Below are 20,198 nucleotides of genomic sequence, written 5' to 3'. Positions count from 1 at the left end.
TTCACTGGCAGGCGGGCGTTTTCGGCGGCAAGGCGGGCGCCAAGACTCCGAAGTTCCAGTTCCAGGCGATCCCCCCCGCGGCGCGGCGGCGACAGACCACGGCTTCGTGGGTCTCGTACATGCCCGGCATCAGATGGTCCCGCACCACCGGAGTCTCCTCAAAGGCCATATAGGCCCGGCCCTCGCCATACGCCGGCCAATCCGGCTGGTTCGACGCGACTGGGACGCCCGTCCGCGCGAAGCTCGCCCAATAGGCCATCATGGCCTGAGCCAGACCGCGTTCGCCGTCTGTCTCGGGAATAGCAGGCCAGCGCGGCGGCGTCCGGTCAACATTGCCGAAGACATAGGGGATCTCAGCCGCATGGAAGGCGTGCAGGTCCGCCTCATCCATCGCCGGATAGCCATGGTCAAAGAAGTACAGGAAGCCGGGTTGGCCCGTGCGCTGCTGACGGCGCACCAGACGCTCGGCGGTCCAGCCGTAAAGGCCGTCGCGCGGCGTCGCCAGCAGGCTCTCCTTCAGGTCCGAGGACGGATAGAGCTTCAGGAAGGTCTCGGCCAACGGGCCGTAGCTGGCGCGGATGGCCGCCTCATAGGCCTCGGCGTCCGCAGGCGGCGACGGCGGCAGCAGGAAGCGCAGAGAGCGGATCTCGCCCTCGTTGAAACCCGCCATCAGAGGCACGGGAGCCTGTTCCCCCCGGTCGAACACCTCGACCAGCTGTTCCGGCAGTATCTTTCCGTCGATCGTACCCCACGGCGCATAACCCTTGCCCAGAGACGCCGTCGTCAGTTCCTGAGCGTCCATGCCGCGCAGATCAGCCAGGTTCTGACGCCCCAACTGGGCCTGCAACCAGACGCCCACCATCTCTGCGGCCGGATCGCCGTGACGGGTGGAGCGCAGTTCCGGCGTCGAGATCATATAGGCGCTCTGGGCGATCGCCTTGTGGAACAGGCCGCGCGCCTCGGGCGAGGCCATCAGATACATGACGCTGAGCGCGCCGGCGGACTCGCCCGCAATGGTGACGTTGCCCGGATCGCCCCCGAAGGCGGCGATGTTGCCCTTGATCCATTTCAGGGCCGAAACCTGGTCGAGCAACCCATAGTTGCCGGAGACCTTCTGACGCGATTCCGCACTCAGCTCCGGGTGCGCCAGATAGCCCAGCACGCCCAGCCGATAGTTGATCGACACCACCACCATGCCCTGGGCGGCGGCCATGCGGGCGCCGTCGTACATGGCCTCGTTCGAGGCGCCCGTGGTCAGAGCTCCGCCGTGGATCCAGACGAAGACCGGCGCAGCCTCGGCGCCCTCCGGCGCCCAGACGTTGAGGAACAAGCAGTCCTCGCTCATCGTCGGCTCTTCGCCGGAATAGATGCTCTCGCCACGCGCCACCGGCTGGTGGCAGGCGGCGCCGAACTGGGTTGCGTCGCGCGTCTGAGACCAGGGCGACATCGCGGCGGGCGGACGCCAGCGGCGCCAGCCCGTGGGCGGCAGGGCGTAAGGCACGCCCCGGAAAACGTCGACGCCGTCGACGGTCTCGCCCTGCAAAGGCCCGGCCGGAGCCTGCACCACCGGCCCTGCCTCCGCCCACACAGGCGACTGAACAGCGACGCATCCGAGGGCGGTCAGGCCCGCCAGAAGATGAACAGCGGATTTCATCACGACACGACCTCCTTTTGCGACTGGAGCCGGATTTTCCGCGCCAGACCGAGGAACATCACAATCGCCAACCCATAGAAGGGCAGCAGGCAGTAGAACGCCATCTGCAGCGAGTTATCCGGATGGCTGGCCCGGAAGAAATCGCTGGCGGCGCCCAGGAAGGTCGGCCCCAGCCCCAGACCGATCAGGTTCATCACCAGCAGCAACAGGGCGCCGGCCAGGACCCGCTGATTGGGCCGCACCTCTTCCTGCACCAGCGTCACCGCCGGCGACAGATAGAAGTAGTTGAGCGCCATCGGCACGGACAGGAAGAGCAGGGCAACACGCCAGTCCGACGCCCAGACGAAACCGGCGAAGAAGGGCGCGGCCACAATCAGTCCGACGGCGGGCAGATAGGCATAGGCGGTCTTGTAACGACGGCTAAGGCGATCGATCAGCCATCCCGAGCCAAAGATTCCCAGGCTGACGCTGACGCCCAACAGCAGGGCGTACCAGAGCGCGATTTCCTGCAGGGTCATGCCCTTTTCGCGCATCAGGAACAGGGTGGCGAAGTTCAACAGGGCGTAGGTGACGAACTGGGTCGCGCCGCTGGCCAGAGCCATGCCCCGCAGCACCGGATTGGAGAAGTACATCCGGCACGTCGCCGTGAAGCCCGGCGCGGGCTCGGCGGCGACCGGCTGCACGGGCTCATCCGCAGCCTGTGTGGGCTCATCCAGCCCGCCCTTCTTGGGCTCGCGAACGAAGAACCACACGATCAGGGCGGTGACGACGCCGATGACGCCCACCCAAATGAAGGCGTCGCGCCAGGAATATGCGGCGGCGACCGAGGCCCCGAACGCCACGCCCAGCGCCGATCCGATCGGCGGCCCCAGGTTGAACAGTCCCAGCGCCGTGCCCCGCGTCCCGGGCCGGAAGTAGTCGGAAATAATGGCGTAGGACGGCGGAACGCCGCCCGCCTCGCCCACGCCCACCATCATGCGGGCAGCCGCCAGTTGCGGATAGTTCTGGGCGAACCCGCAGGCCGCCGTCGCCGCGCTCCACAGGGCGCAGGCCAGGGACAGCACCCTGACCCGATTGGTCCTGTCCGCCAGCCACCCCACCGGAATGGCGAGGATGCAGTAGAACATCGCGAAATACAGGCCGCTGATCAGGCCCAGCTGGCCGTCGGTGACGCCCAGCTCGTCCTGGATCGGCTTGGCCAGGATCGACAGCAGCTGCCGGTCCAGAAAGTTCAGGACGTAGACGAAGCAGAGAAGCGCCAGAACAAACCAGGCGCGGGCTCCCGGACGCGCAGATTGCGCGCCCGGAACGGCCGAGGAGGCTGCGACGGCCATCGATCAGAACTCGTAGCCGACACGCACGCCGAAGGTGCGCGGACGCTGACGGCCGTAGCGCCCGTCGATGAAGGCCTCGGGGTGGATGTAGTTGATCGACCGGTCGTCGAAGAGGTTTTCGACGTAGGCCCCGACGGTGAACTGGGTAAAGGCGAAGGCGACGTTGGCGTTGACCACCGTATAGCTGTCGGTGTCGTCATAGGTCGGCAGCGGCACCAGGGGGCGGCCCGGCGTGTTCGGGAAGGCGTTGGGGAAGCTGCCGACGTGCGAAACAGCCACCGACGCATTGCCGATGACACCTGCGGTCGGCTGCCACTCGTAGTTGACCCGCAGAGAGCCCGACGCCTTCGGCCCGGCCAGACGCGCACCCAGAACGGCGCCCGAGATGGCGGCCTCCTGCACGCTCAGATCATCGACCTTGGCCTCGTTCAACGAGCCGGTCAGGGCCACGGTCCAGCCATCGGCCGGCAGCGTCACCACCGAGACCTCCAGCCCCTTGCTGGTCGCGCCGCCGATGTTGGTGGCGAACTGGATGGAGTCGGACACGCGGTTGGCCTGGACCTGGATGTCGTTCCAGTCGACCCAGTACAGGGCAGCATCGGCATACACCTTGCCGCCGAACCAGCGTCCCTTAACCCCGACCTCGTAGTTGATCAGGTTATCCGAGCTGGCGCCCGTGGGAATGACGATGTCATTGGGGTCGATCTGGCTGACCGAGCCGGCCTGGGCGTTGATGATCGGCGGACGGAAGCCCGTGGAGATCGCCCCATAGGTCGTGATCGCCTTCGTCGGCCGCCACGACAGGCTTAGGCGATACGACGGCCCGTCTTCCTCTGCCTTCACGCCCTCCGCTGCGGCATAGGGGCCGGTCATGGTGATCGGCGTATTGTTGAAACCCCAATAGGCCAGGGTCAGATAGTTGGAGTTATACCCGCCCGCCTCGGTGAAGCCCTGAGCGTCGGTCTTGCCGTAGCGCAGGCCGCCGGTCACCCACAGGTCGTCCGTAAACCGATAGGTCAGCTGACCGAAGGCGGCGACTTCATGGCTGATGAAGTGGGTGCCCATCCGCTGGTAGTATTCGTCCGGCAGACCAGTCAGACCGCGCGCGGCCAGAAACTCCGGGTTCGAGCGATAGTTGTAGTCGACGTCCCGGCGCTTGCGGAAATAGAAGCCGCCGACCGACCAGTCGAACTTGCCGCCCGGATCAGAGACCAGCCGCAGTTCCTGCACAAAGGTGCTGTCCCAGGCGTCCGCATCCAGGGCGAAGGGGAAGGCTTGGCCGTAAGAGCCCGCCAGGTCGACGTAGAACAGACCCTCATAATCCGAATAGGTCGAGGAACTGGTCAACCGCGCGCCATCGAACTGGTATTCCAGCGTCGCGTTGTAGTTCGTCATGTCGCTCTGGAAGCGGTCCGGGCGGTCGGTCAGGCGGACGTATTCCCCGAGCTGCGGATTGGTCAGCGACGCGTCATGCGGGTTGCTGATCTCCCGCGAGTACATCAGGCGGGCGGAGAAGCGATCGGTCGGATCCCACTTCAGGATGGCGCGGCCGCCGTACTGAACCAGGGTGTTGGCGTCCTCGATGCCCGTGCCGATGTTGTCGACCCAACCCTCTTCGTTTCGCGAGAATCCGACGACCCGCAGGGCCAGCTGATCCTCGATCAGCGGCACGTTGACCATGGCGTTATAGCGCTGGCGCAGGCCCCCCTCGGCCATCACGCCCAGATCGACCAGCGCCGAGGCGTCGAAGCCGGATGCGTCAGGATCGTGGGTCAGGATGCGCAGCGCGCCGGCGAGCGAGCCCGACCCGAACAGCGTGCCCTGCGGCCCGCGCAGAAACTCGATCCGCTCCACGTCGTACAGCGTCGGATCAAGAATGGTGGAGTTGCCGTTCGACGAGATCGGCAGTTCGTCCAGATAGATGGCGACCGTGCTCTGCAGGTTGGCGCCATAGCCGTTTGTGGCGACGCCCCGCGCGGTGAAATTGTTGAAGTTGGCCGACGCGCGGTTCAGCACGACGCCCGGCGTCGCCGTGGCCAGACCGTCATAGTTGACGATGCCGCGCTGCGTCAGCTCTTCCTGCGACAGACTGGTGATGCTGACCGGCACGTCCTGAAGACGTTCGGCGCGACGGGTAGCGGTGACGATCACGTCCTCGACCTGCGCGGCCTGGCGGTCGCGCTCTTCCGCCTGCGAGACAGCCGAAGATTGATCCAGCGCCCAGACCTGGCCCGGCGCCAGAATTGCGGCAGGTGCAAGCAGGCACGCCGAGGCGAGCAGTATGGCCTTCATTAGATTTTCCCTCCCATGCGCCGCTCATGTTCGTCAGCGCTTGGCCCGGATTGGGACACGCATTAGCGCGGGAGTCAACATTCGCTCGCGTGATAGCGAATGTCGTTGAAATCGCCCTGAACTCCGGTGAAGCTTGGGTCGGAGGAAAACGCCATGATCGAGAAATCACTAGAAAACCGCACCGCTTTCATCACCGGGGCGTCCAGCGGCCTTGGCCTGCGATTCGCCCACGTCCTGGCGCAGTCAGGGGCGCGCGTCGCCTTGGCCGCGCGCCGGACAGACCGGCTGGAAACGGAGGTCGCCGCGATCCGCGCCGCTGGCGGCCAGGCGGTGGCGGTCACGTTGGACGTGGCCGACGCCGAGACGATCGGCGCGGCGATGGATGCGGCGCAAGAGGCTCTGGGCCCACTGTCGATCCTGGTGAACAACGCCGGCGTCGGGGGCGAAGGCGCCGCCCTGTCCATGCCGCTGGATCGGCTGGATCAGACCTTCGACGTCAATGTGCGAGGCGTCTACATCGCCGCGCGCGAGGCGGCCGGCCGCATGATCGACAGCGGCGTGGCCGCACAGGGCGATGCGCGCATCGTCAACATCGCCTCTATCGCCGGATCGGTCCAACTGCCGGGCCTGACCGCCTATTGCGCCTCCAAGGCGGCGGTCGTCTCAATGACCAAGGGCATGGCTCGCGAATGGGCCAGACGACTGATCGCGGTCAACGCCATCGCGCCGGGCTATATTGAGACGGAGATCAACGCCGACTGGTTCGCCACCGACCAAGGTCGAGCCCAGATCAACGGCTTCCCTCGTCGGCGGTTGATGGGTGAGGACGCGCTGGATCAGGCCCTGATGCTGCTCGCCGGGCCTGCGGCGCGCCACATCACCGGCTCCATCATCACCGTCGACGACGGCCAGTCGCTCTAGCACGGCGCGGCAACCAATCGCCGCTCGACTAGTTGGCCTTGTATGACTGGATACGGCGGATATTTGCTAGCGGCGCTCGACAATCTTCTGAAACGGCTAACCGGCAGCGGCCGCCTGCTTTGACGGCGGCCGCTAAACGCCGAAGATCATGCGTAGCATCAGGCGCGCGAGAGCGTAGGCCAGCAGCGCGCCCAGCGTCACGCTGATCGCGAGAACCGCACGAAAGTGGCGGTGCAGGAAGTAAAGGAAATCACCGGCCATCGACGTCGTTCCGAAAACGTTAACGACAGATTGCCACGAAATCCGAATAACGCCGATACAACCGTCCGTGATCAGACCAGACGGCTCTGAACCAGGGCCGCTGCTATGAAGCTGGCGAACAGAGGGTGGGGCGCAAAGGGCCGGCTGCGGTACTCGGGGTGATACTGCACGCCGATGAACCAGGGGTGGTCCCGGCGCTCGACCGTTTCGGGCAGGACGCCGTCAGGCGACATCCCGGCGAAGAACAGGCCGCCCTTCTCCTCCACCGCCTCGCGATAGTTGATGTTCACCTCATAGCGGTGACGGTGGCGCTCGTTGATGTCCGTCTGGCCGTAGATCTCGGCGATCTTGGAGCCCGCCGCCAGGGTCGAGGCGTAAGCGCCCAGACGCATGGTGCCGCCCAGGTCCCCGCCCTGCTCGCGCTTGACGCGCTCATTGCCCTGAACCCATTCGGTCATCAGGCCGACCACGGGCTCATCCGCCGGGCCGAACTCGGTCGAGGTCGCCTTGGGGAAGCCAGCCAGGTTCCGCGCCGCCTCGATCACCGCCATCTGCATGCCGAAGCAGATGCCGAAATAGGGGATCTTGCGCTCGCGAGCGTAGCGCGCCGCCTCGATCTTGCCCTCGGCCCCGCGTTCGCCGAACCCGCCGGGCACCAGGATGGCGTGGGCGCCTTCCAGCCGTTCGGCGCAGGCCTGCGGATCGCCTTCGAAGGTGTCGGCCTCGACCCAGTCGATATTGACCTTGGCGTTGTTGGCCACGCCGCCGTGCTGCAACGCCTCGATCAACGACTTATAGGCGTCCTTCAGGACGGTGTATTTGCCGACAACGGCGATGGTGACCTCGCCGTCCGGGTGCAGGCGGCGGCGCACGATCTCGTTCCAGCCCGACAGTTCGGGCGCCGGGGCGTCGTCCATGCCGAAGTGGGCCAGCACCTGGGTGTCCAGACCCTCGCGGTGATAGTCCAGCGGCACGGCGTAGATGTCGGCCGAGTCCATCGCCTGAATGACGCTGTCGGGGCGCACGTTGCAGAACTGGGCGATCTTGCGCTTTTCGTCGGCCGGGATCGGCTCTTCGCACCGGCACAGCAGGATGTCGGGCTGGATGCCGATGGAGCGCAGTTCCTTGACCGAGTGCTGCGTCGGCTTGGTCTTCATCTCGCCGGCCGTCTTGATGAAGGGCAGCAGGGTCAGGTGGACGAAGCACGACTGGCCGCGCGGCAGGTCCTGCTCCAGCTGGCGGATCGCCTCGAAGAAGGGCAGGCCCTCGATGTCGCCGACCGTGCCGCCGATCTCGACCAGAACGAAGTCCACATCCTCGCCCGCGTCGGTCTTGGCCGGGTTCAGGCAGAACTGCTTGATCTGGTCGGTGACGTGCGGAATCACCTGGACCGTCGCGCCCAGATAGTCGCCGCGACGCTCCTTCTCGATGATCGTCTGATAGATGCGGCCGGTCGTGATGTTGTCCGACTTGGCCGCCGAGACGCCGGTGAAGCGTTCGTAGTGGCCTAGGTCGAGGTCCGTCTCGGCGCCGTCGTCGGTCACGAAGACCTCGCCGTGCTGATAGGGACTCATCGTGCCCGGATCGACGTTGAGATAGGGGTCCAGCTTACGCAGGCGGACCTTATAGCCACGCGCCTGCAGAAGAGCGCCGAGAGCGGCGGAAGCGAGGCCTTTTCCAAGAGAGGAAACCACGCCGCCGGTGATGAACACATAGCGAGCCATGGGCGGACACCTTACTCCATGATTCGTCCTGAGCGGAGAGGCTCTGAACAAATCCAACTGTTGATCAAAAGAAGAAAGCGCGCCTCGCGGCGCGCTTCCTCAAACTCGATGGCGGCGACGCCCTTACTGGGCGGGCGCACCCTGCCCGGCGGGCAGGCTGGCTTCCAGGTCGTCGAGCGACGGAGCCGCTGGCTGGGCCGGAGCGGCAGGCGCTGCCTCCGGCGCCGGGGCGGTCTGCTGCGGCCGATCCAGAGCGATGGAGCCGACCGCATCGGCGTCGATCACCGAACGCGACCCGCGCGCATAGTTGCCCGCGATCGTCAGACCGATGGCGCAGACGAAGAAGGCCACCGCCAGGATAGACGTCACCCGGGTCAGCAGATTGCCCGCGCCGCGCGCCGTCATAAAGCCCGACGGCCCGCCGCCCATGCCCAGGGCGCCGCCCTCGGAACGTTGCAGCAGGATCACGGCCGACAGAGAGACCGAGATGATGATCATCGCGACGAGCAGAATGGTCTGGAGCATGGCGTCATTCATGTGGGCGCAAAAGCGCGCCGATCAAGCGGCGGGCTCTAACACCGTTGAGGGTTTCGAGCAAACGGTCCGCGCGGTCAGGCCGCGCGGATGATGCCCAGGAAGTCTTCGGCCTTCAGCGAGGCCCCGCCGACCAGAGCGCCGCCGACCTCGGCCACGGCCAGGATCTCTTTGGCGTTCGACGGCTTGACCGAGCCGCCGTACAGGATCGGCGCGGCGCGGCCGCCCTCCCCCAGCTTGGCGACCATGGCGGCGCGCACGGCGCCGTGGACCTCTTCGATCTGCTCCAGCGTCGGCGTCAGTCCGGTGCCGATGGCCCAGACCGGCTCATAGGCCACAGCGAAGGCCTTGCCCGCCAGCGAGGCCGGCAGCGAACCGGCGACCTGACGGCTCACGACCTCGACGGCCTGCCCGGCTTCGCGCTCCTGAAGGGTCTCGCCGATGCAGATGACGGGCTCCAGACCGGCGGCCAGGGCGGCTTCCACCTTGGCGGCGACGTCGGCGTCCGTCTCGCCGAAACCCGCGCGGCGCTCCGAGTGGCCCAGAATCACCAGACCGGCGCCCGCGTCGCGAACCATCTCGGCCGAGACCGAACCGGTATAGGCGCCCGAGGTTTCAGCGTGGCAGTCTTGGCCGCCGATTTCGACAACGCCGCCCTTCAGCGCCTGCGCCATCCGGTCGATCAGGGTGGCGGGCGGGCACAGGGCCACGCGGCAGGCCGCAGCCTGCTCGGTCAGCGCCTTTGCGAGAGTTTCAGCCTCGGTCAGGCTCGCGCCCAGACCGTTCATTTTCCAGTTGCCGGCGACCAGCTTCACAGATTGTGTCATGCGGCCTGTCTAGTGGCGGCGACGACAGAAGCCAAGATGTCGTCAGGCCTCACTTGCGGCGGCGGCCCCGCACCCCCTATACGCGACCCTTGGCGCCCTTTTGACGCCGGCCCTCGTCAGGTTCTTCTCGATGATCACGTACTTCCGAAACTTCGCCAAGTCGAAATGGGCCGCCGGCCTGTTCGCCCTGATCATCCTCAGCTTCCTGATCGTCGGGGCGCAATCGGATATCTTCGCCAACCTGGGACCGCGCCACATCATCAGCGCCGGCGACCGCAGCGTCGATTCCGGCCAGTTCCGCACCGATTTCGAGCGCGTCCGCGCCAATCTGCAGGAACAGGCCGGACGCCCGGTCAGCTATGACGACATGGTCAAGGAGAACCTGCACCTTCAGTACCTCGACAGCCAAACCCAGCGCCTGGGTTTCCTGGACTGGGCCTACAAGGCGGGCATCCGCCCCGGCAAAGAGCTGATCCTGGCTGAAATCCGCAAGATCCCCGCCTTCTTCAACCAGATCACGGGCCAGTTCGATCAGAACCTCTACGCCCAGGCCCTGGCCCAGCAGAACCTGACGTCGCAGATGCTGGAAGACGATCTGCGCGACCAATACGTCACCGCCCACGTGGGCTCGGCGGTGTTTGCCGGTCTGCAGGCCCCGCGCGTCTACGCCGCCCTGCTGGCGGGCCAGGCGCTGGAAACCCGCGACGGCCGCTGGTTCTCGGTGACCCAGGACATGGCCGGCCGCGCCGGCGCGCCGACCGACGCCCAACTGACCGCCTTCATGAAGGAAAACGAGGCGCGCCTGCGCAGCCCCGAGTTCCGCATGATCTCTCTGGTGCTGTTCTCGCCCGGCCCGAACGACGCCCGTCCGGCGATCACCGAAGAGCAGATCAGCGAGCGCTATGAGTTCCGCAAGGCCGCCCTGGCAGAGCCGGAAAAGCGCACCTTCGTCACCCTGACGGTCCCGACCAAGGAAGCCGCCGACAAGATCGTCGCCGATCTGCGCGCCGGCAAGAACGCCGCAGAAGTGGCCAAGGCCAACAACATTCAACTCGGCGACTACAAGGCCACGCCGCAGGCCGCCGTGGGCGATCCCGCCGTCGGCGCCGCCGTCTTCGCCCTGGCCGCCGATCAGGTGTCGGCGCCGATCCAGGGCCGTCTGGGCTTCACGGTCGCCAAGGTGGCCTCGATCCAGGCTGGGCAGGCAGTGACGCTCGAAACCGCCCGCCCCGCCCTCGTCCAGGAGTTGCAGGCGGAGGCCGTCAAGGGCGAGACCTACGCCAAGGTCGAGCAGTTCGAGAAGGCCCGCCAGGAAGGCAAGAACCTTGCTGACGCCGCCGCGGCCGCAAAGGCCCGCGTGATCCAGCTGCCGCCCTTCACCGAGCAAGGCCAACTGCCGGACGGTCAGCCGATGAACGCCCCGCGTCAGGTTCTGGAAAGCGCCTACGCCCTGTCGAAGGGCGGCGAGAGCGACGTCATCGACGCTGGCGACGGTCAGTATTTCGCCGTCCGTCTGGACGATATCCGCCCGTCGGCCCTGCCGACGCTGGACGAAGTGCGCGCGCCGCTGGGCCAGCAATGGACGATGCGTGAAAACGCCCGCCTGCTGTCGGCCAAGGCTGAAGAGCTGGCCGGGCGCATCCGCGCCGGCGAAGACATCACCAAGGTCGCCGCTGACGCCGGCGCTCAGCTGACCGTCCGCACCGGCGTCCAGCAAAGCCGCGAGTCGCAAGCTCAGGTCGGCGACGGCGTGCTGCGCGGTCTGTTCGGGCAGGCCAAGGGCCAGGTCTTCTCGGGTCAGCAGGCTCAGGACAGCTTTGTCGTCGGCCGTGTCGACGCCATCCACGCCGCGGATACGGCGCTGGCGGCTCCGCTGGCTGAACAGGCCCGTCCGCGCCTGACCGAGGAACTGGCCAACAGCATGGCTGATCGCACCATCGCTTCCGCCGCCGCGCGCACCAAGTCGCGCAACGACCCGGCGCTGGCCCTTCAGGTTTTGGGTGTTGAGGCCCCCGCCGCTCCGGCGGCCGCCCCGGCTGCGCCCGCCAAGAAGTAATGCAGCAAGACCGCGACGCCTTCACCGCCGGCCTGACGGCGGGCCGCCCCCAGGTTCTGGTCCGCCGTCTGGTCGATGATCTGGAAACCCCCGTCTCGGCCTTCCTGAAGGTCGGGCACGGGCGGCGGTACGCCAGCCTGTTCGAGTCGGTCGAAGGCGGCGCCGTCAACGGCCGCTATTCCTTCGTCACCCTGTCGCCGGACGTGGTGTGGCGCTGCCGGGACGGCAAGGCGGAGATCGCGCGCGGCGCCGATGTGCTGGCGGACGTCTTCACGCCTGAAGACACCCCCGCGCTAGACTCTCTCCGCGCCCTGATCGCGGCGACGAAGTTCGACCTGCCCGCCGATCTGCCGCCGATGGCCGCCGGTCTTTTCGGCGTGTTCGGCTATGACATGGTGCGTCTGCTGGAGCCGCTGGGCCCGGCAAACCCCGATCCGCTGGACCTGTCCGACGCCGTCATGGCGCGCCCGGCCCTGGTCGCCATCTTCGATTCGGTGAAGCACGAGATCGTCCTGATCTCCGCCGCCTATCCCGACACGGCGAGCGATCCTGCCCAGGCCTATGCCGCCGCAGAGGCGCGGCTGGAGGACTTCGAGGACCGCCTGCGCGGCCCCCTGCCGATCCAGCGCGAGGTCGAGCCGATTGCGGCGCCCGATTTCCACTCCGACGTGGACGAGGCCGCCTTCGGCCGCATGGTGGCGCGGGCCAAGGACTACATAGCCGCGGGCGATATCTTCCAGGTCGTGCTGGCCCACCGCTTCTCGGCGTCGTGGAACCAGGACCCGTTCGCCTTCTACCGGTCGCTGCGTCGCGGCAATCCGTCGCCCTATCTGTTCTTCCTCGACTACGTCGATTTCCAGCTGGCCGGCTCCAGCCCGGAAATTCTGGTGCGTTTGAAGGACGGCCGCGTCACCATCCGCCCGCTGGCCGGCACCCGCCCGCGCGGCGCCACGCCCGAGCTGGATCAGGCGCTGGAGGCCGAACTGCTGGCCGATCCCAAGGAGCGGGCGGAACACCTGATGCTGCTGGACCTGGGCCGCAACGACGTGGGCCGCGTCTCATCGCCCGGCTCGGTCGAGGTGACCGAGAGCTTCGTGGTCGAGCGCTACAGCCAGGTCATGCACATCGTCTCCAACGTCAACGGCTCTGCCGATCCGAAGCTGGACGCAGTGGACACGCTTCTGGCCGCCCTGCCCGCCGGCACCCTTTCGGGCGCGCCCAAGGTGCGGGCGATGGAGGTCATCGACGAGCTTGAGACAGAGAAGCGCGGCGTCGGCTATGGCGGCGGCGTCGGCTACATCTCGGCCAATGGCGAGGCGGACATCTGCATCGTCCTGCGCACGGCCATGTTCGCCAAGGGCCAGATCTTCGTTCAGGCCGGCGCCGGCGTCGTCGCCGACAGCGATCCGGCCGCCGAATACGCTGAGACTCTAGCGAAAGCCCGCGCTCCGATGAAGGCGGCCGAGGACGCGTGGCGATTCACCGCGACCACGCGCGGCCAGGGTTCCGACGGCTAGGGATTGGAAACCGTGGCAGCCTGGTCAAACGATACGCCGGGACCCACGACCATGGTTCCGGCCAACAGAACCGCCGTCGTCGCGGCGAAGGCGGCTGCCGCGAGCAGCCGCATGGGTTTGGGTTCTTCGCTGGGCGCCTCGTTCAACAGGACGCGGGCGTCGCGGATGCATTCTACAGGGGTCAAGACGGATTTCTTCCGATGGCGATGCTCCTGTATCGCCCGGACAGCTTAACGTCCGCTTTCAATCGGCCCGCTTGCCTTCCATGTTGGGGCCGCCCTGCCTCCCCGTCTTCAAGAAGCCTTCGCCATGATCCTCGTCGTCGATAACTACGACAGCTTCACCTACAACCTCGTGCACTACCTCGCGGAGCTGGGCGCCCAGACGCACGTCGTCCGCAACGACGACCTCACCGTCGAGGAGGCCTGGGCGCTGAAGCCCGAGGCCGTGCTGCTGTCCCCCGGACCCTGCGCCCCCGATCAGGCGGGCATCTGCCTCTCGCTGATCGAGACGGCCGCCGAGACCATGCCCATTCTAGGCGTCTGCCTGGGCCACCAGTCGATCGGCCAGGCCTTCGGCGGCGAGGTGGTGCGCGCCAAGACCCTGATGCACGGCAAGACCTCGCCCATCCTGCATGAAGGCCGCGGCGTGTTCGGCGGCCTGCCCTCGCCCTTCACGGCGACCCGCTACCACTCCCTGGCCGTGCGCCGCGAGACGCTGCCTGACGCGCTGGAAGTCACCGCCTGGACCGAGGATGGCGAGATCATGGGCCTGTCGCACCGCACCCGGCCGATCCACGGCGTCCAGTTCCACCCGGAATCCATCGCCACCGAACACGGCCATGAGATGATCGCCAACTTCCTCGACCTGGCGGGCGTCAAGCGCCTGGCGACGGTCTGACGCCATGGACAGCATCAAACCCCTGCTGGCCAAGCTGGTGGACGGCCGCGTCCTGACCCTGGATGAGGCCAAGGCCTTCTTCGCCGCCTGCCTGCGCGGCGAGCCCACCCCGTCCCAGGTCGCCGCCGCCGTCACCGCTCTGAGAATCCGCGGCGAGACGGTGGACGAGATCGTCGCCTTCGCCAGCGCCATGCGCGACGCCGCCCTGTCGCTGGACCACCCGTTCGACGAGGTGATCGACACCTGCGGCACCGGCGGCGACGGCCAGCACACCTACAACATCTCCACGGCCGCCTCCTTCGTGCTGGCGGGCGCGGGCCTGAAGGTCGCCAAGCACGGCAACCGCGCCGTCAGCTCCAAGTCGGGCTCGTCCGACGTCCTGGCCGCCCTAGGCGTCAATCTGGACGCCACGCCCGCTCAGCAAGCGCGGGCGCTGGACCGGGCGAGCGTCGCCTTCCTGTTCGCCCCGACCTATCACGGGGCCATGCGCCACGTCGGACCGGTGCGCGGCGAGATCGGCTTCCGTACCGTGTTCAACCTGCTGGGACCGCTGTGCAATCCGGCGGGCGCGACCCATCAGGTCATGGGCGTCTACGATCCCGCCCTGCTGGAGCCGCTGGCCGAGGTGCTGGGCCGACTGGGTGCCAAGCGCGCCTGGACCGTCAACGGCCAGGGCCTGGACGAGCTCACCACCACGGGCCCAACCGAGGTGGCGGAATGGAAGGACGGCGCCGTGCGCCGCTTCAGCGTCACGCCCGCCGACGCCGGCCTGCCTCTGGCGACGATGGACGACCTGCGCGGCGGCGACGCCGAGCACAATGCGGCGGCCCTGACCGCCCTGCTGGCGGGCGAGCGCGGCCCCTATCGCGACATCGTCCTGCTGAACGCCGCTGCCGCCCTGGTGGTGGCCGGGCGGGCCGAGGACCTGAAATCGGGCGCCGAGATCGCCGCCGCCGTCATCGACGACGGCCGCGCCGCCGCCGCCCTGGCTGAACTGGTGCGCGTCTCCCACGCGCCAATCGAAGACGAGGACGCCTGATGAGCGACGTTCTGGACCGCATCGCCGCCTACAAGCGCGAGGAGGTCGCCGCCCGCAAGGCCGCGGCGTCGCAGGACGCCGTCGAGGCCCGCGCAAACGAGGCCTCGGCCCCGCGCGGTTTCCGCGCCGCCTTGGCCCAACGGTTCGCCGAAACCGGCCGCCCGGCCCTGATCGCCGAGATCAAGAAGGCCAGCCCGTCCAAGGGCCTGATCCGCCCCGACTTCGACCCGCCCCTTCTGGCCCAGGCCTATGAACGCGGCGGCGCGTCGTGCCTCTCCGTCCTGACCGACGGCCCCAGCTTCCAGGGCGACGACGCCTATCTGGGCGCCGCGCGCGCCGCGGTCGCTCTGCCCTGCCTGCGCAAGGAGTTCCTGGTCGACGCGTGGCAGGTCGCCGAGAGCCGGGCGCTGGGCGCCGACTGCATCCTGATCATCATGGACATGGTGGACGACGCCCTGGCCGCCGAACTGCTGGCCGAGGCGACCCGCTGGGGCATGGACGCCCTGATCGAGACGCACGACGCAGACGAGATGGCGCGCGCGGCCAAGCTGGTCCAAGGCCGGGACGACGCGATGATCGGCGTCAACAACCGCTCGCTGCGGACCTTCGAGGTCGATCTGGCGACGACGGAGCAACTGGCGGCCCTGAGCCCGACTGGCGCGCTTCTGGTCGCCGAAAGCGGCCTGTTCACCCCGCAGGACGTGGCGCGCGTCGCCGAAGCCGGCGCGCGCGCCCTGCTGGTCGGCGAAAGCCTGATGCGCCAGGCGGATGTGGAAGCCGCGACACGGGCGTTGTTAGCCTGAATTCTCCATAGATCCGCTCATCCCGGCCTCCGCCGGGATGAGCGGGGTGTAGGGGGCTCAGCCCGCCTTCGCCGCAATCACCCGCAGCACGGCATCGGCCGCCAGTTCCGACGGGTCCGGTCCGCTGCGACCCATCAGATCCAGCGCCTCGGTCTGACGACGCGCCTGGTCGGCCGCCGCCTCCGGATCGGTCAGCAGCCGTCCGACCGCCCTGGCCAGGGCCTGCGGCGTCGCCTCGTGCTGGATGAACTCCGGCGCAATGGCCTCGTCGGCGGCGATGTTGAACAGGGTGATGTGCTTGGCCGTCACCAACCGCTTCATCAGGACGTAGCTCAGCCCGTCGATCTTGTACGCGATGACCGTCGGCGCGCCCGCCAGCGCCAGTTCCGTCGAGACAGTGCCGCTGGTCGCCAGGGCGGCGTTCGCGGCCTTCATGGCGTCATACTTGTCGGCTTCCTGCACGACATGGGCGCGGAAAGGCCAGGCAGCGACCCGGCCCGCCACATCGGCGGCGACGGTGCCGGCCGCGACGACGGCGACCTCCAGCCCCGGAATCTCGGCCTTCAGGCGCTTCGCCGCGTCTTCATAGACGGGCGTCATGCGCGTGATCTCGCTGGGCCGGCTGCCCGGCAGGACCAGCAGCAAGGGCGCGTCCGCCGCGATGCCGCGCGCGGCGCGGAAGCGGGCGCCGTCGGCCCCGGCCATATCGACGTGCAGCGCCTGCGAGCCGACGACCGTCGTCGGCAGCCCCGCCTTCTCGAACCACGGCGCATCCAGCGCATAGAGGGCCAGCAGATGATCGACCGCCCCCGCCAGCGTCTTGGCCCGTCCCGGCCGCGAGGCCCAGACCTGCGGCCCGACGTATTTGATCAGCGGCGTCTTCGGCGAGGCGGCGCGGATCGCCTGAGCCACGCGGATGGTGAAGCCCCAACTGTCGATCAGCACCACGGCGTCGGGATTTTCCGCCGCCGCCAGGGCCGCCGTCTCGGCCACCCGCTTCTTGACCCGGCCATAGGCCTTCAGACCCTCGATCCAGCCCAGGATCGACAGTTCGGCGATGTCGAACGGGCTGGCGACGCCCTCGGCCGCCATCTTGGGACCGCCCACGCCGACGAAGACCACGTCACCGCCCAGCCGCGCCTTCAACGCCCGCGCCAGACCGGCGCCCAGGGCGTCGCCCGAAGCCTCGGCCGCCACCAGCATGACCTTCAGGGGTCGACTCATCGTTCCACTCCCCAGACGAACAGGCCCAGGCGGTCGGCCGCCTCGACCAGGCCCTCATGGTCGATGACGATCAACCGACCCTCGAACCCGCCGATGCCGGCCAGCCCTGCGGCGGCCGCCAGTTCGACCGTCATCGGTCCGATAACGGGCATGTCGACGCGCAGGTCCTGAATCGGCTTGGGCGCCTTGCCCAGCGCCCCGCGCGCAAAACCGGGTGAGCCGCGCAGGTCGGCGGGTAGGTGCGCCACGCGGCGCAGCATCTCGTCCGTGCCTTCCTGAGCCTCGACCGCCAGCACCAGTCCGTCGCAGACGACCGCGCCCTGACCGATATCCAGTTCGCCGGATTTTTCAGCGACGTGCAGCGCCTTCCTCAGGTCCGCTAGCTGCTCCTCGGTCGGCGTCACCTGCCCAAGCGCCCCCGCCGCCAGCATTTCGCCGCCCAGCAGATCGTCCGCGCCCTCGACCGCGAACCCTTCATCTTCGAACACCGAAAGGATCTTACGCAGCAAGGCGTCGTCGCCCTTGGACGCCGCTGCGATGATGCCCGGAAGCAGGGACGCGCCCTTAAGATCGGGCTTCAAGGTCTTGAAATCCGGCCGATTGACGTAGCCCGCCAAGCACACCGCGCGGCAACCCTCGGCGCGTATCGCCTTCAGGATCCTGCCGATCTCGGCCATGCCGAAGTCCTGTCCCGACCAGCGGTGCAGGTGCGCGTCGGCGAAACCCTTCAGTCGGATGATGAACACCTCGCGCCCCTCGGCCTCGCAGCGCTGAGCGACGCGGATGGGCAGATCGCCCGACCCCGCGATCAAGGCCAGCTTGGGCGCGGTCGTCATTCCGCGCCCGGCAGGCACAGCGGGCGCTTGCCGCCGTCACGGATGAAGGCCGTGATCTCCATGATCTCGGGCAGGTCGGGGTAGGCCGCCTCGACCCGATCCAGACGCTCGGCGAAGACGCCTTCTCCCTCGAACAGGTCGCGATAGGCGGCCAGCAGGCGACGCACCGCGTCCTTGCCGTAGCCCTTGCGCTTCAATCCGATCAGGTTGAGGCCGTGCAAGCTGGCGTGATTGCCCCACGCCGAGCCGTAAGGGATGACGTCGCGCGTCACGGCGGCCAGGCCGCCGACGATGGCGCCCTGCCCCACACGGCCGTTCTGATGCACGGCGCACAGGCCGCCCAGGAAGACCTTGTCGCCGATCTGGGCGTGGCCGCCCAAGGTGGCGTTGTTGGCCATGACGACATTGTCGCCGACCACGCAGTCGTGGCCGACGTGGGCGCCGGTCATGAACAGGTTGTTCGAGCCGACGCGGGTGACGCCCGTCCCAACTCCAGCATGGGGCGGCGTGCCCCGGTTGAAGGTGCAGTGTTCGCGGATCAGGTTGTTCTCGCCGATCTCCAGCCGCACCGGCTCGCCCTTGTAGCCGCCGTGCTGCGGATCGCCGCCGATGACGGCGAAGGGGTGGATGGTCGTGTTCGCGCCGACGCTCGTATCCTGCTGGATCACCACATGGCTGACCAAGCGCACGCCGGAAGCCAGGGCGACGCCCGGCCCCACGGTGCAGAACGGGCCGATCTCGACCCCGTCCGCCAGGGTCGCCGAAGCGTCGACAATGGCGGTCGGGTGAATGCTCACTGGGCGGGCTCCGCCACGGTCACGACCATGGCCATGAACTCAGCTTCGGCGGCCAGCTTGCCGTCGATGAAGGTCTCGCCGCGGAACTTGTAGGCGTCGCCGCGCGCGCGGATCACCTTGACCTCCATGCGCAGTTGGTCGCCCGGACGCGCAGGCTTGCGGAAGCGCACGCCGTCGATCGACATGAACATGATGACCTTGTCAGCCACCGCCACGTCCAGCGACTTGGACATCAGCAGGGCGCCCGTCTGGGCCATAGCCTCGACGATCAGGACGCCCGGCATGACCGGGTCGATCGGGAAGTGGCCGGGGAAGAAGGGCTCGTTGTGGGTGACGTTCTTGATGCCGACGATCGAGGTCGCTGCTACGAAGTCCTCGGCCTTGTCGACCAGCAGGAAGGGGTAGCGGTGCGGCAGGCGACGCATCACCTCGGCGTAATCGATCTTATTGTCTTCGCTCATTCTTTCGATTCCTTCGCGCCCTTCTTCTGGGACGCCTGTTTGGACAGCCACACCGTCTCGCGCAAGAACTGGCGCAAAGGCTTGGCGGGATAGCCGGACCAGATCTCGCCCGGCGGGATATCGGCCAGGACGCCGCCTCCGGCCGCGACGCGCGCGCCCTCGCCGATGGTGATGTGGTCGCCCACGCCCGCCCGGCCGCCGAAGATGCAGTTGTCGCCGCTGGTGACCGAGCCCGAGATGCCGGTGTGCGCCGCCATCAGGTTGTTGCGGCCAATGACGCAGTTGTGGCCGATCATCACCAGATTATCGATCTTGGTGTTCTCGCCGATGACGGTGTCATCGTAGGCGCCTCGGTCGATGCAGGAATTGGCGCCTACCGTCACCCCGTCCTGCAGGATGACGCGGCCCAACTGCGGAATGTCGACCGGCCCGGCCTTGGACCCGGCGGCCCCGAAGCCCGCCTCGCCGATCCGCGCGCCGGCCAGCAGCTTCACCCGGTCGCCCACCAGGGCGAAGCCGACGGTGACGCCAGGGCTGATCAGGCAGTCGCGGCCGATCTGCACGCCGGGACCGATCACGGTGTTGGCGCCGATGCGGCTGCCGCGTCCGATGCGGACGCCCTCGCCCAGGATCACGCCCGGCTCGATCACCACGGTATCGTCCTCGGCGGCCTCGACGACCGTGATGGCGCGGTCCAGACGGATCGGCCGGTGCAGCAGGGCCGAAGCCCGCGCCCAGGCGGCCTGAGCCTCGCCCGACACGATGACGGCGGCGTCAGCCGGGGCCGCGTCGACGGCGGACGGCGGCACGATCACGCAACCGGCCTTGGTCTCGGCCAAGGCGGCGGCGAACTTGCGGTCGCCCAGAAACGCAATCGCGCCCCGGTCCGCACTGGACAGGGGCGCAACGGCCGAGATGACGACCTCGCCGCCCCGGACCACCTCCCCGCCGATATGCTCGGCGAGGGCGGCGACCGTCAGGGGCGACAGGGTCTGAAAGAACCTCGGATCGGGCATGG

General features: G+C 67.8%; 19 protein-coding genes. 6 read left to right on the top strand and 13 right to left on the bottom strand.

All coding sequences use genetic code 11. The features are described from left to right. Nucleotide 1: 1 nt before the first annotated feature. From H9656_RS02340 to H9656_RS02330, 3 genes are read right to left on the bottom strand one after another with little or no spacing between them, the layout of a single operon-like run. Nucleotides 2-1,654, bottom strand: coding sequence for a carboxylesterase/lipase family protein (locus H9656_RS02340; RefSeq protein WP_191743721.1), 1,653 nt, complete (start codon nucleotides 1,652-1,654; stop codon nucleotides 2-4). After that, on the bottom strand, nucleotides 1,654-2,988 hold the full coding sequence (locus H9656_RS02335) for a spinster family MFS transporter (protein ID WP_191742658.1): 1,335 nt from the start codon (nucleotides 2,986-2,988) through the stop codon (nucleotides 1,654-1,656). Before H9656_RS02335 ends, H9656_RS02340 begins: the two co-directional genes overlap by 1 nt. A 3-nt stretch (nucleotides 2,989-2,991) precedes the next feature. Then, nucleotides 2,992-5,280 carry a TonB-dependent receptor gene (locus tag H9656_RS02330; protein WP_191742657.1) on the bottom strand — a complete coding sequence of 763 codons (2,289 nt, stop codon included), beginning with the start codon at nucleotides 5,278-5,280 and terminating at the stop codon, nucleotides 2,992-2,994. A 153-nt stretch (nucleotides 5,281-5,433) separates the two neighbouring features. Between H9656_RS02330 and H9656_RS02325 the strand changes: the two genes are divergently transcribed. Then, complete coding sequence (locus tag H9656_RS02325; protein ID WP_191742656.1) at nucleotides 5,434-6,201, top strand: SDR family NAD(P)-dependent oxidoreductase; 768 nt, start codon at nucleotides 5,434-5,436, stop codon at nucleotides 6,199-6,201. Nucleotides 6,202-6,333: 132 nt separating this feature from the next. Here H9656_RS02325 and H9656_RS14195 read toward each other — a convergent pair whose 3' ends face one another. From H9656_RS14195 to tpiA, 4 genes are all read right to left on the bottom strand, one after another. After that, nucleotides 6,334-6,462 carry a hypothetical protein gene (locus H9656_RS14195; protein WP_263598607.1) on the bottom strand — a complete coding sequence of 43 codons (129 nt, stop codon included), beginning with the start codon at nucleotides 6,460-6,462 and terminating at the stop codon, nucleotides 6,334-6,336. A gap of 71 nt (nucleotides 6,463-6,533) precedes the next feature. After that, nucleotides 6,534-8,186, bottom strand: a complete 1,653-nt coding sequence (locus tag H9656_RS02320; protein WP_191742655.1) for a CTP synthase — start codon at nucleotides 8,184-8,186, stop codon at nucleotides 6,534-6,536. A gap of 123 nt (nucleotides 8,187-8,309) precedes the next feature. Next, the gene (secG, locus tag H9656_RS02315; RefSeq protein WP_191742654.1) at nucleotides 8,310-8,723 is read right to left on the bottom strand and encodes a preprotein translocase subunit SecG; all 414 of its coding nucleotides are present in this window, start codon (nucleotides 8,721-8,723) and stop codon (nucleotides 8,310-8,312) included. Nucleotides 8,724-8,797: 74 nt separating this feature from the next. Next, entirely contained in the window at nucleotides 8,798-9,547 is a 750-nt protein-coding gene (gene tpiA / locus H9656_RS02310; protein ID WP_191742653.1) for a triose-phosphate isomerase, read from the bottom strand. Nucleotides 9,548-9,677: 130 nt separating this feature from the next. Between tpiA and H9656_RS02305 the strand changes: the two genes are divergently transcribed. Together H9656_RS02305 and trpE are read left to right on the top strand one after the other, a co-directional pair. After that, entirely contained in the window at nucleotides 9,678-11,603 is a 1,926-nt protein-coding gene (locus H9656_RS02305; protein WP_191742652.1) for a peptidylprolyl isomerase, read from the top strand. After that, the gene (trpE, locus tag H9656_RS02300) at nucleotides 11,603-13,120 is read left to right on the top strand and encodes an anthranilate synthase component I (RefSeq protein WP_191742651.1); all 1,518 of its coding nucleotides are present in this window, start codon (nucleotides 11,603-11,605) and stop codon (nucleotides 13,118-13,120) included. The genes H9656_RS02305 and trpE overlap by 1 nt, the downstream gene beginning before the upstream one ends. Here trpE and H9656_RS02295 read toward each other — a convergent pair. Next, complete coding sequence (locus tag H9656_RS02295) at nucleotides 13,117-13,305, bottom strand: hypothetical protein (RefSeq protein WP_191742650.1); 189 nt, start codon at nucleotides 13,303-13,305, stop codon at nucleotides 13,117-13,119. The genes trpE and H9656_RS02295 overlap by 4 nt on opposite strands. Nucleotides 13,306-13,429: 124 nt before the next feature. Between H9656_RS02295 and H9656_RS02290 the strand changes: the two genes are divergently transcribed. From H9656_RS02290 to trpC, 3 genes are read left to right on the top strand one after another with little or no spacing between them, the layout of a single operon-like run. Beyond that, a complete protein-coding gene (locus H9656_RS02290; RefSeq protein WP_191742649.1) occupies nucleotides 13,430-14,020 on the top strand; it encodes an anthranilate synthase component II in 591 nt (196 codons plus the stop codon). 4 nt (nucleotides 14,021-14,024) lie between these two features. Further along, nucleotides 14,025-15,059, top strand: coding sequence for an anthranilate phosphoribosyltransferase (trpD, locus tag H9656_RS02285; RefSeq protein ID WP_191742648.1), 1,035 nt, complete (start codon nucleotides 14,025-14,027; stop codon nucleotides 15,057-15,059). Beyond that, nucleotides 15,059-15,862, top strand: a complete 804-nt coding sequence (gene trpC / locus H9656_RS02280; protein ID WP_191742647.1) for an indole-3-glycerol phosphate synthase TrpC — start codon at nucleotides 15,059-15,061, stop codon at nucleotides 15,860-15,862. Before trpD ends, trpC begins: the two co-directional genes overlap by 1 nt. Nucleotides 15,863-15,919: 57 nt before the next feature. Here trpC and lpxB read toward each other — a convergent pair whose 3' ends face one another. The 5 genes from lpxB to lpxD are packed head-to-tail and all read right to left on the bottom strand — an operon-like array spanning nucleotide 15,920 to nucleotide 20,196. After that, the gene (gene lpxB, locus H9656_RS02275) at nucleotides 15,920-17,086 is read right to left on the bottom strand and encodes a lipid-A-disaccharide synthase (protein ID WP_191742646.1); all 1,167 of its coding nucleotides are present in this window, start codon (nucleotides 17,084-17,086) and stop codon (nucleotides 15,920-15,922) included. Next, nucleotides 17,083-17,922: a UDP-2,3-diacylglucosamine diphosphatase gene (gene lpxI, locus H9656_RS02270; protein ID WP_191742645.1), complete on the bottom strand. Its 840-nt coding sequence runs from the start codon at nucleotides 17,920-17,922 to the stop codon at nucleotides 17,083-17,085. The genes lpxB and lpxI overlap by 4 nt, the downstream gene beginning before the upstream one ends. Next, entirely contained in the window at nucleotides 17,919-18,719 is an 801-nt protein-coding gene (lpxA, locus tag H9656_RS02265) for an acyl-ACP--UDP-N-acetylglucosamine O-acyltransferase (RefSeq protein ID WP_191742644.1), read from the bottom strand. Before lpxA ends, lpxI begins: the two co-directional genes overlap by 4 nt. Next, a complete protein-coding gene (gene fabZ / locus H9656_RS02260) occupies nucleotides 18,716-19,180 on the bottom strand; it encodes a 3-hydroxyacyl-ACP dehydratase FabZ (RefSeq protein ID WP_025977361.1) in 465 nt (154 codons plus the stop codon). Before fabZ ends, lpxA begins: the two co-directional genes overlap by 4 nt. Then, the gene (lpxD, locus tag H9656_RS02255; protein ID WP_191742643.1) at nucleotides 19,177-20,196 is read right to left on the bottom strand and encodes a UDP-3-O-(3-hydroxymyristoyl)glucosamine N-acyltransferase; all 1,020 of its coding nucleotides are present in this window, start codon (nucleotides 20,194-20,196) and stop codon (nucleotides 19,177-19,179) included. The genes fabZ and lpxD overlap by 4 nt, the downstream gene beginning before the upstream one ends. Between the last annotated feature and the right edge of the window lie 2 nt (nucleotides 20,197-20,198).

The organism is Brevundimonas guildfordensis, assembly GCF_014836405.1.
In the GTDB taxonomy this organism is placed as follows: Bacteria; Pseudomonadota; Alphaproteobacteria; order Caulobacterales; family Caulobacteraceae; genus Brevundimonas; species Brevundimonas guildfordensis.
Note: the sequence above shows the minus strand (reverse complement) of the source record. Positions and strands in the feature narration are given on the sequence as shown.

Bases quoted from the DNA above. Each gene is read 5' to 3' on its own strand.
- secG (WP_191742654.1), bottom strand. From the start codon at position 8,723: ATGAATGACGCCATGCTCCAGACCATTCTGCTCGTCGCGATGATCATC.
- H9656_RS14195 (WP_263598607.1), bottom strand. From the start codon at position 6,462: ATGGCCGGTGATTTCCTTTACTTCCTGCACCGCCACTTTCGTGCGGTT.
- lpxB (WP_191742646.1), bottom strand. From the start codon at position 17,086: ATGAGTCGACCCCTGAAGGTCATGCTGGTGGCGGCCGAGGCTTCGGGC.
- trpD (WP_191742648.1), top strand. From the start codon at position 14,025: ATGGACAGCATCAAACCCCTGCTGGCCAAGCTGGTGGACGGCCGCGTC.
- H9656_RS02320 (WP_191742655.1), bottom strand. From the start codon at position 8,186: ATGGCTCGCTATGTGTTCATCACCGGCGGCGTGGTTTCCTCTCTTGGA.
- fabZ (WP_025977361.1), bottom strand. From the start codon at position 19,180: ATGAGCGAAGACAATAAGATCGATTACGCCGAGGTGATGCGTCGCCTG.
- H9656_RS02305 (WP_191742652.1), top strand. From the start codon at position 9,678: ATGATCACGTACTTCCGAAACTTCGCCAAGTCGAAATGGGCCGCCGGC.
- trpE (WP_191742651.1), top strand. From the start codon at position 11,603: ATGCAGCAAGACCGCGACGCCTTCACCGCCGGCCTGACGGCGGGCCGC.
- lpxI (WP_191742645.1), bottom strand. From the start codon at position 17,922: ATGACGACCGCGCCCAAGCTGGCCTTGATCGCGGGGTCGGGCGATCTG.
- H9656_RS02340 (WP_191743721.1), bottom strand. From the start codon at position 1,654: ATGAAATCCGCTGTTCATCTTCTGGCGGGCCTGACCGCCCTCGGATGC.
- H9656_RS02325 (WP_191742656.1), top strand. From the start codon at position 5,434: ATGATCGAGAAATCACTAGAAAACCGCACCGCTTTCATCACCGGGGCG.
- tpiA (WP_191742653.1), bottom strand. From the start codon at position 9,547: ATGACACAATCTGTGAAGCTGGTCGCCGGCAACTGGAAAATGAACGGT.
- trpC (WP_191742647.1), top strand. From the start codon at position 15,059: ATGAGCGACGTTCTGGACCGCATCGCCGCCTACAAGCGCGAGGAGGTC.
- lpxD (WP_191742643.1), bottom strand. From the start codon at position 20,196: ATGCCCGATCCGAGGTTCTTTCAGACCCTGTCGCCCCTGACGGTCGCC.
- H9656_RS02335 (WP_191742658.1), bottom strand. From the start codon at position 2,988: ATGGCCGTCGCAGCCTCCTCGGCCGTTCCGGGCGCGCAATCTGCGCGT.
- H9656_RS02330 (WP_191742657.1), bottom strand. From the start codon at position 5,280: ATGAAGGCCATACTGCTCGCCTCGGCGTGCCTGCTTGCACCTGCCGCA.
- H9656_RS02290 (WP_191742649.1), top strand. From the start codon at position 13,430: ATGATCCTCGTCGTCGATAACTACGACAGCTTCACCTACAACCTCGTG.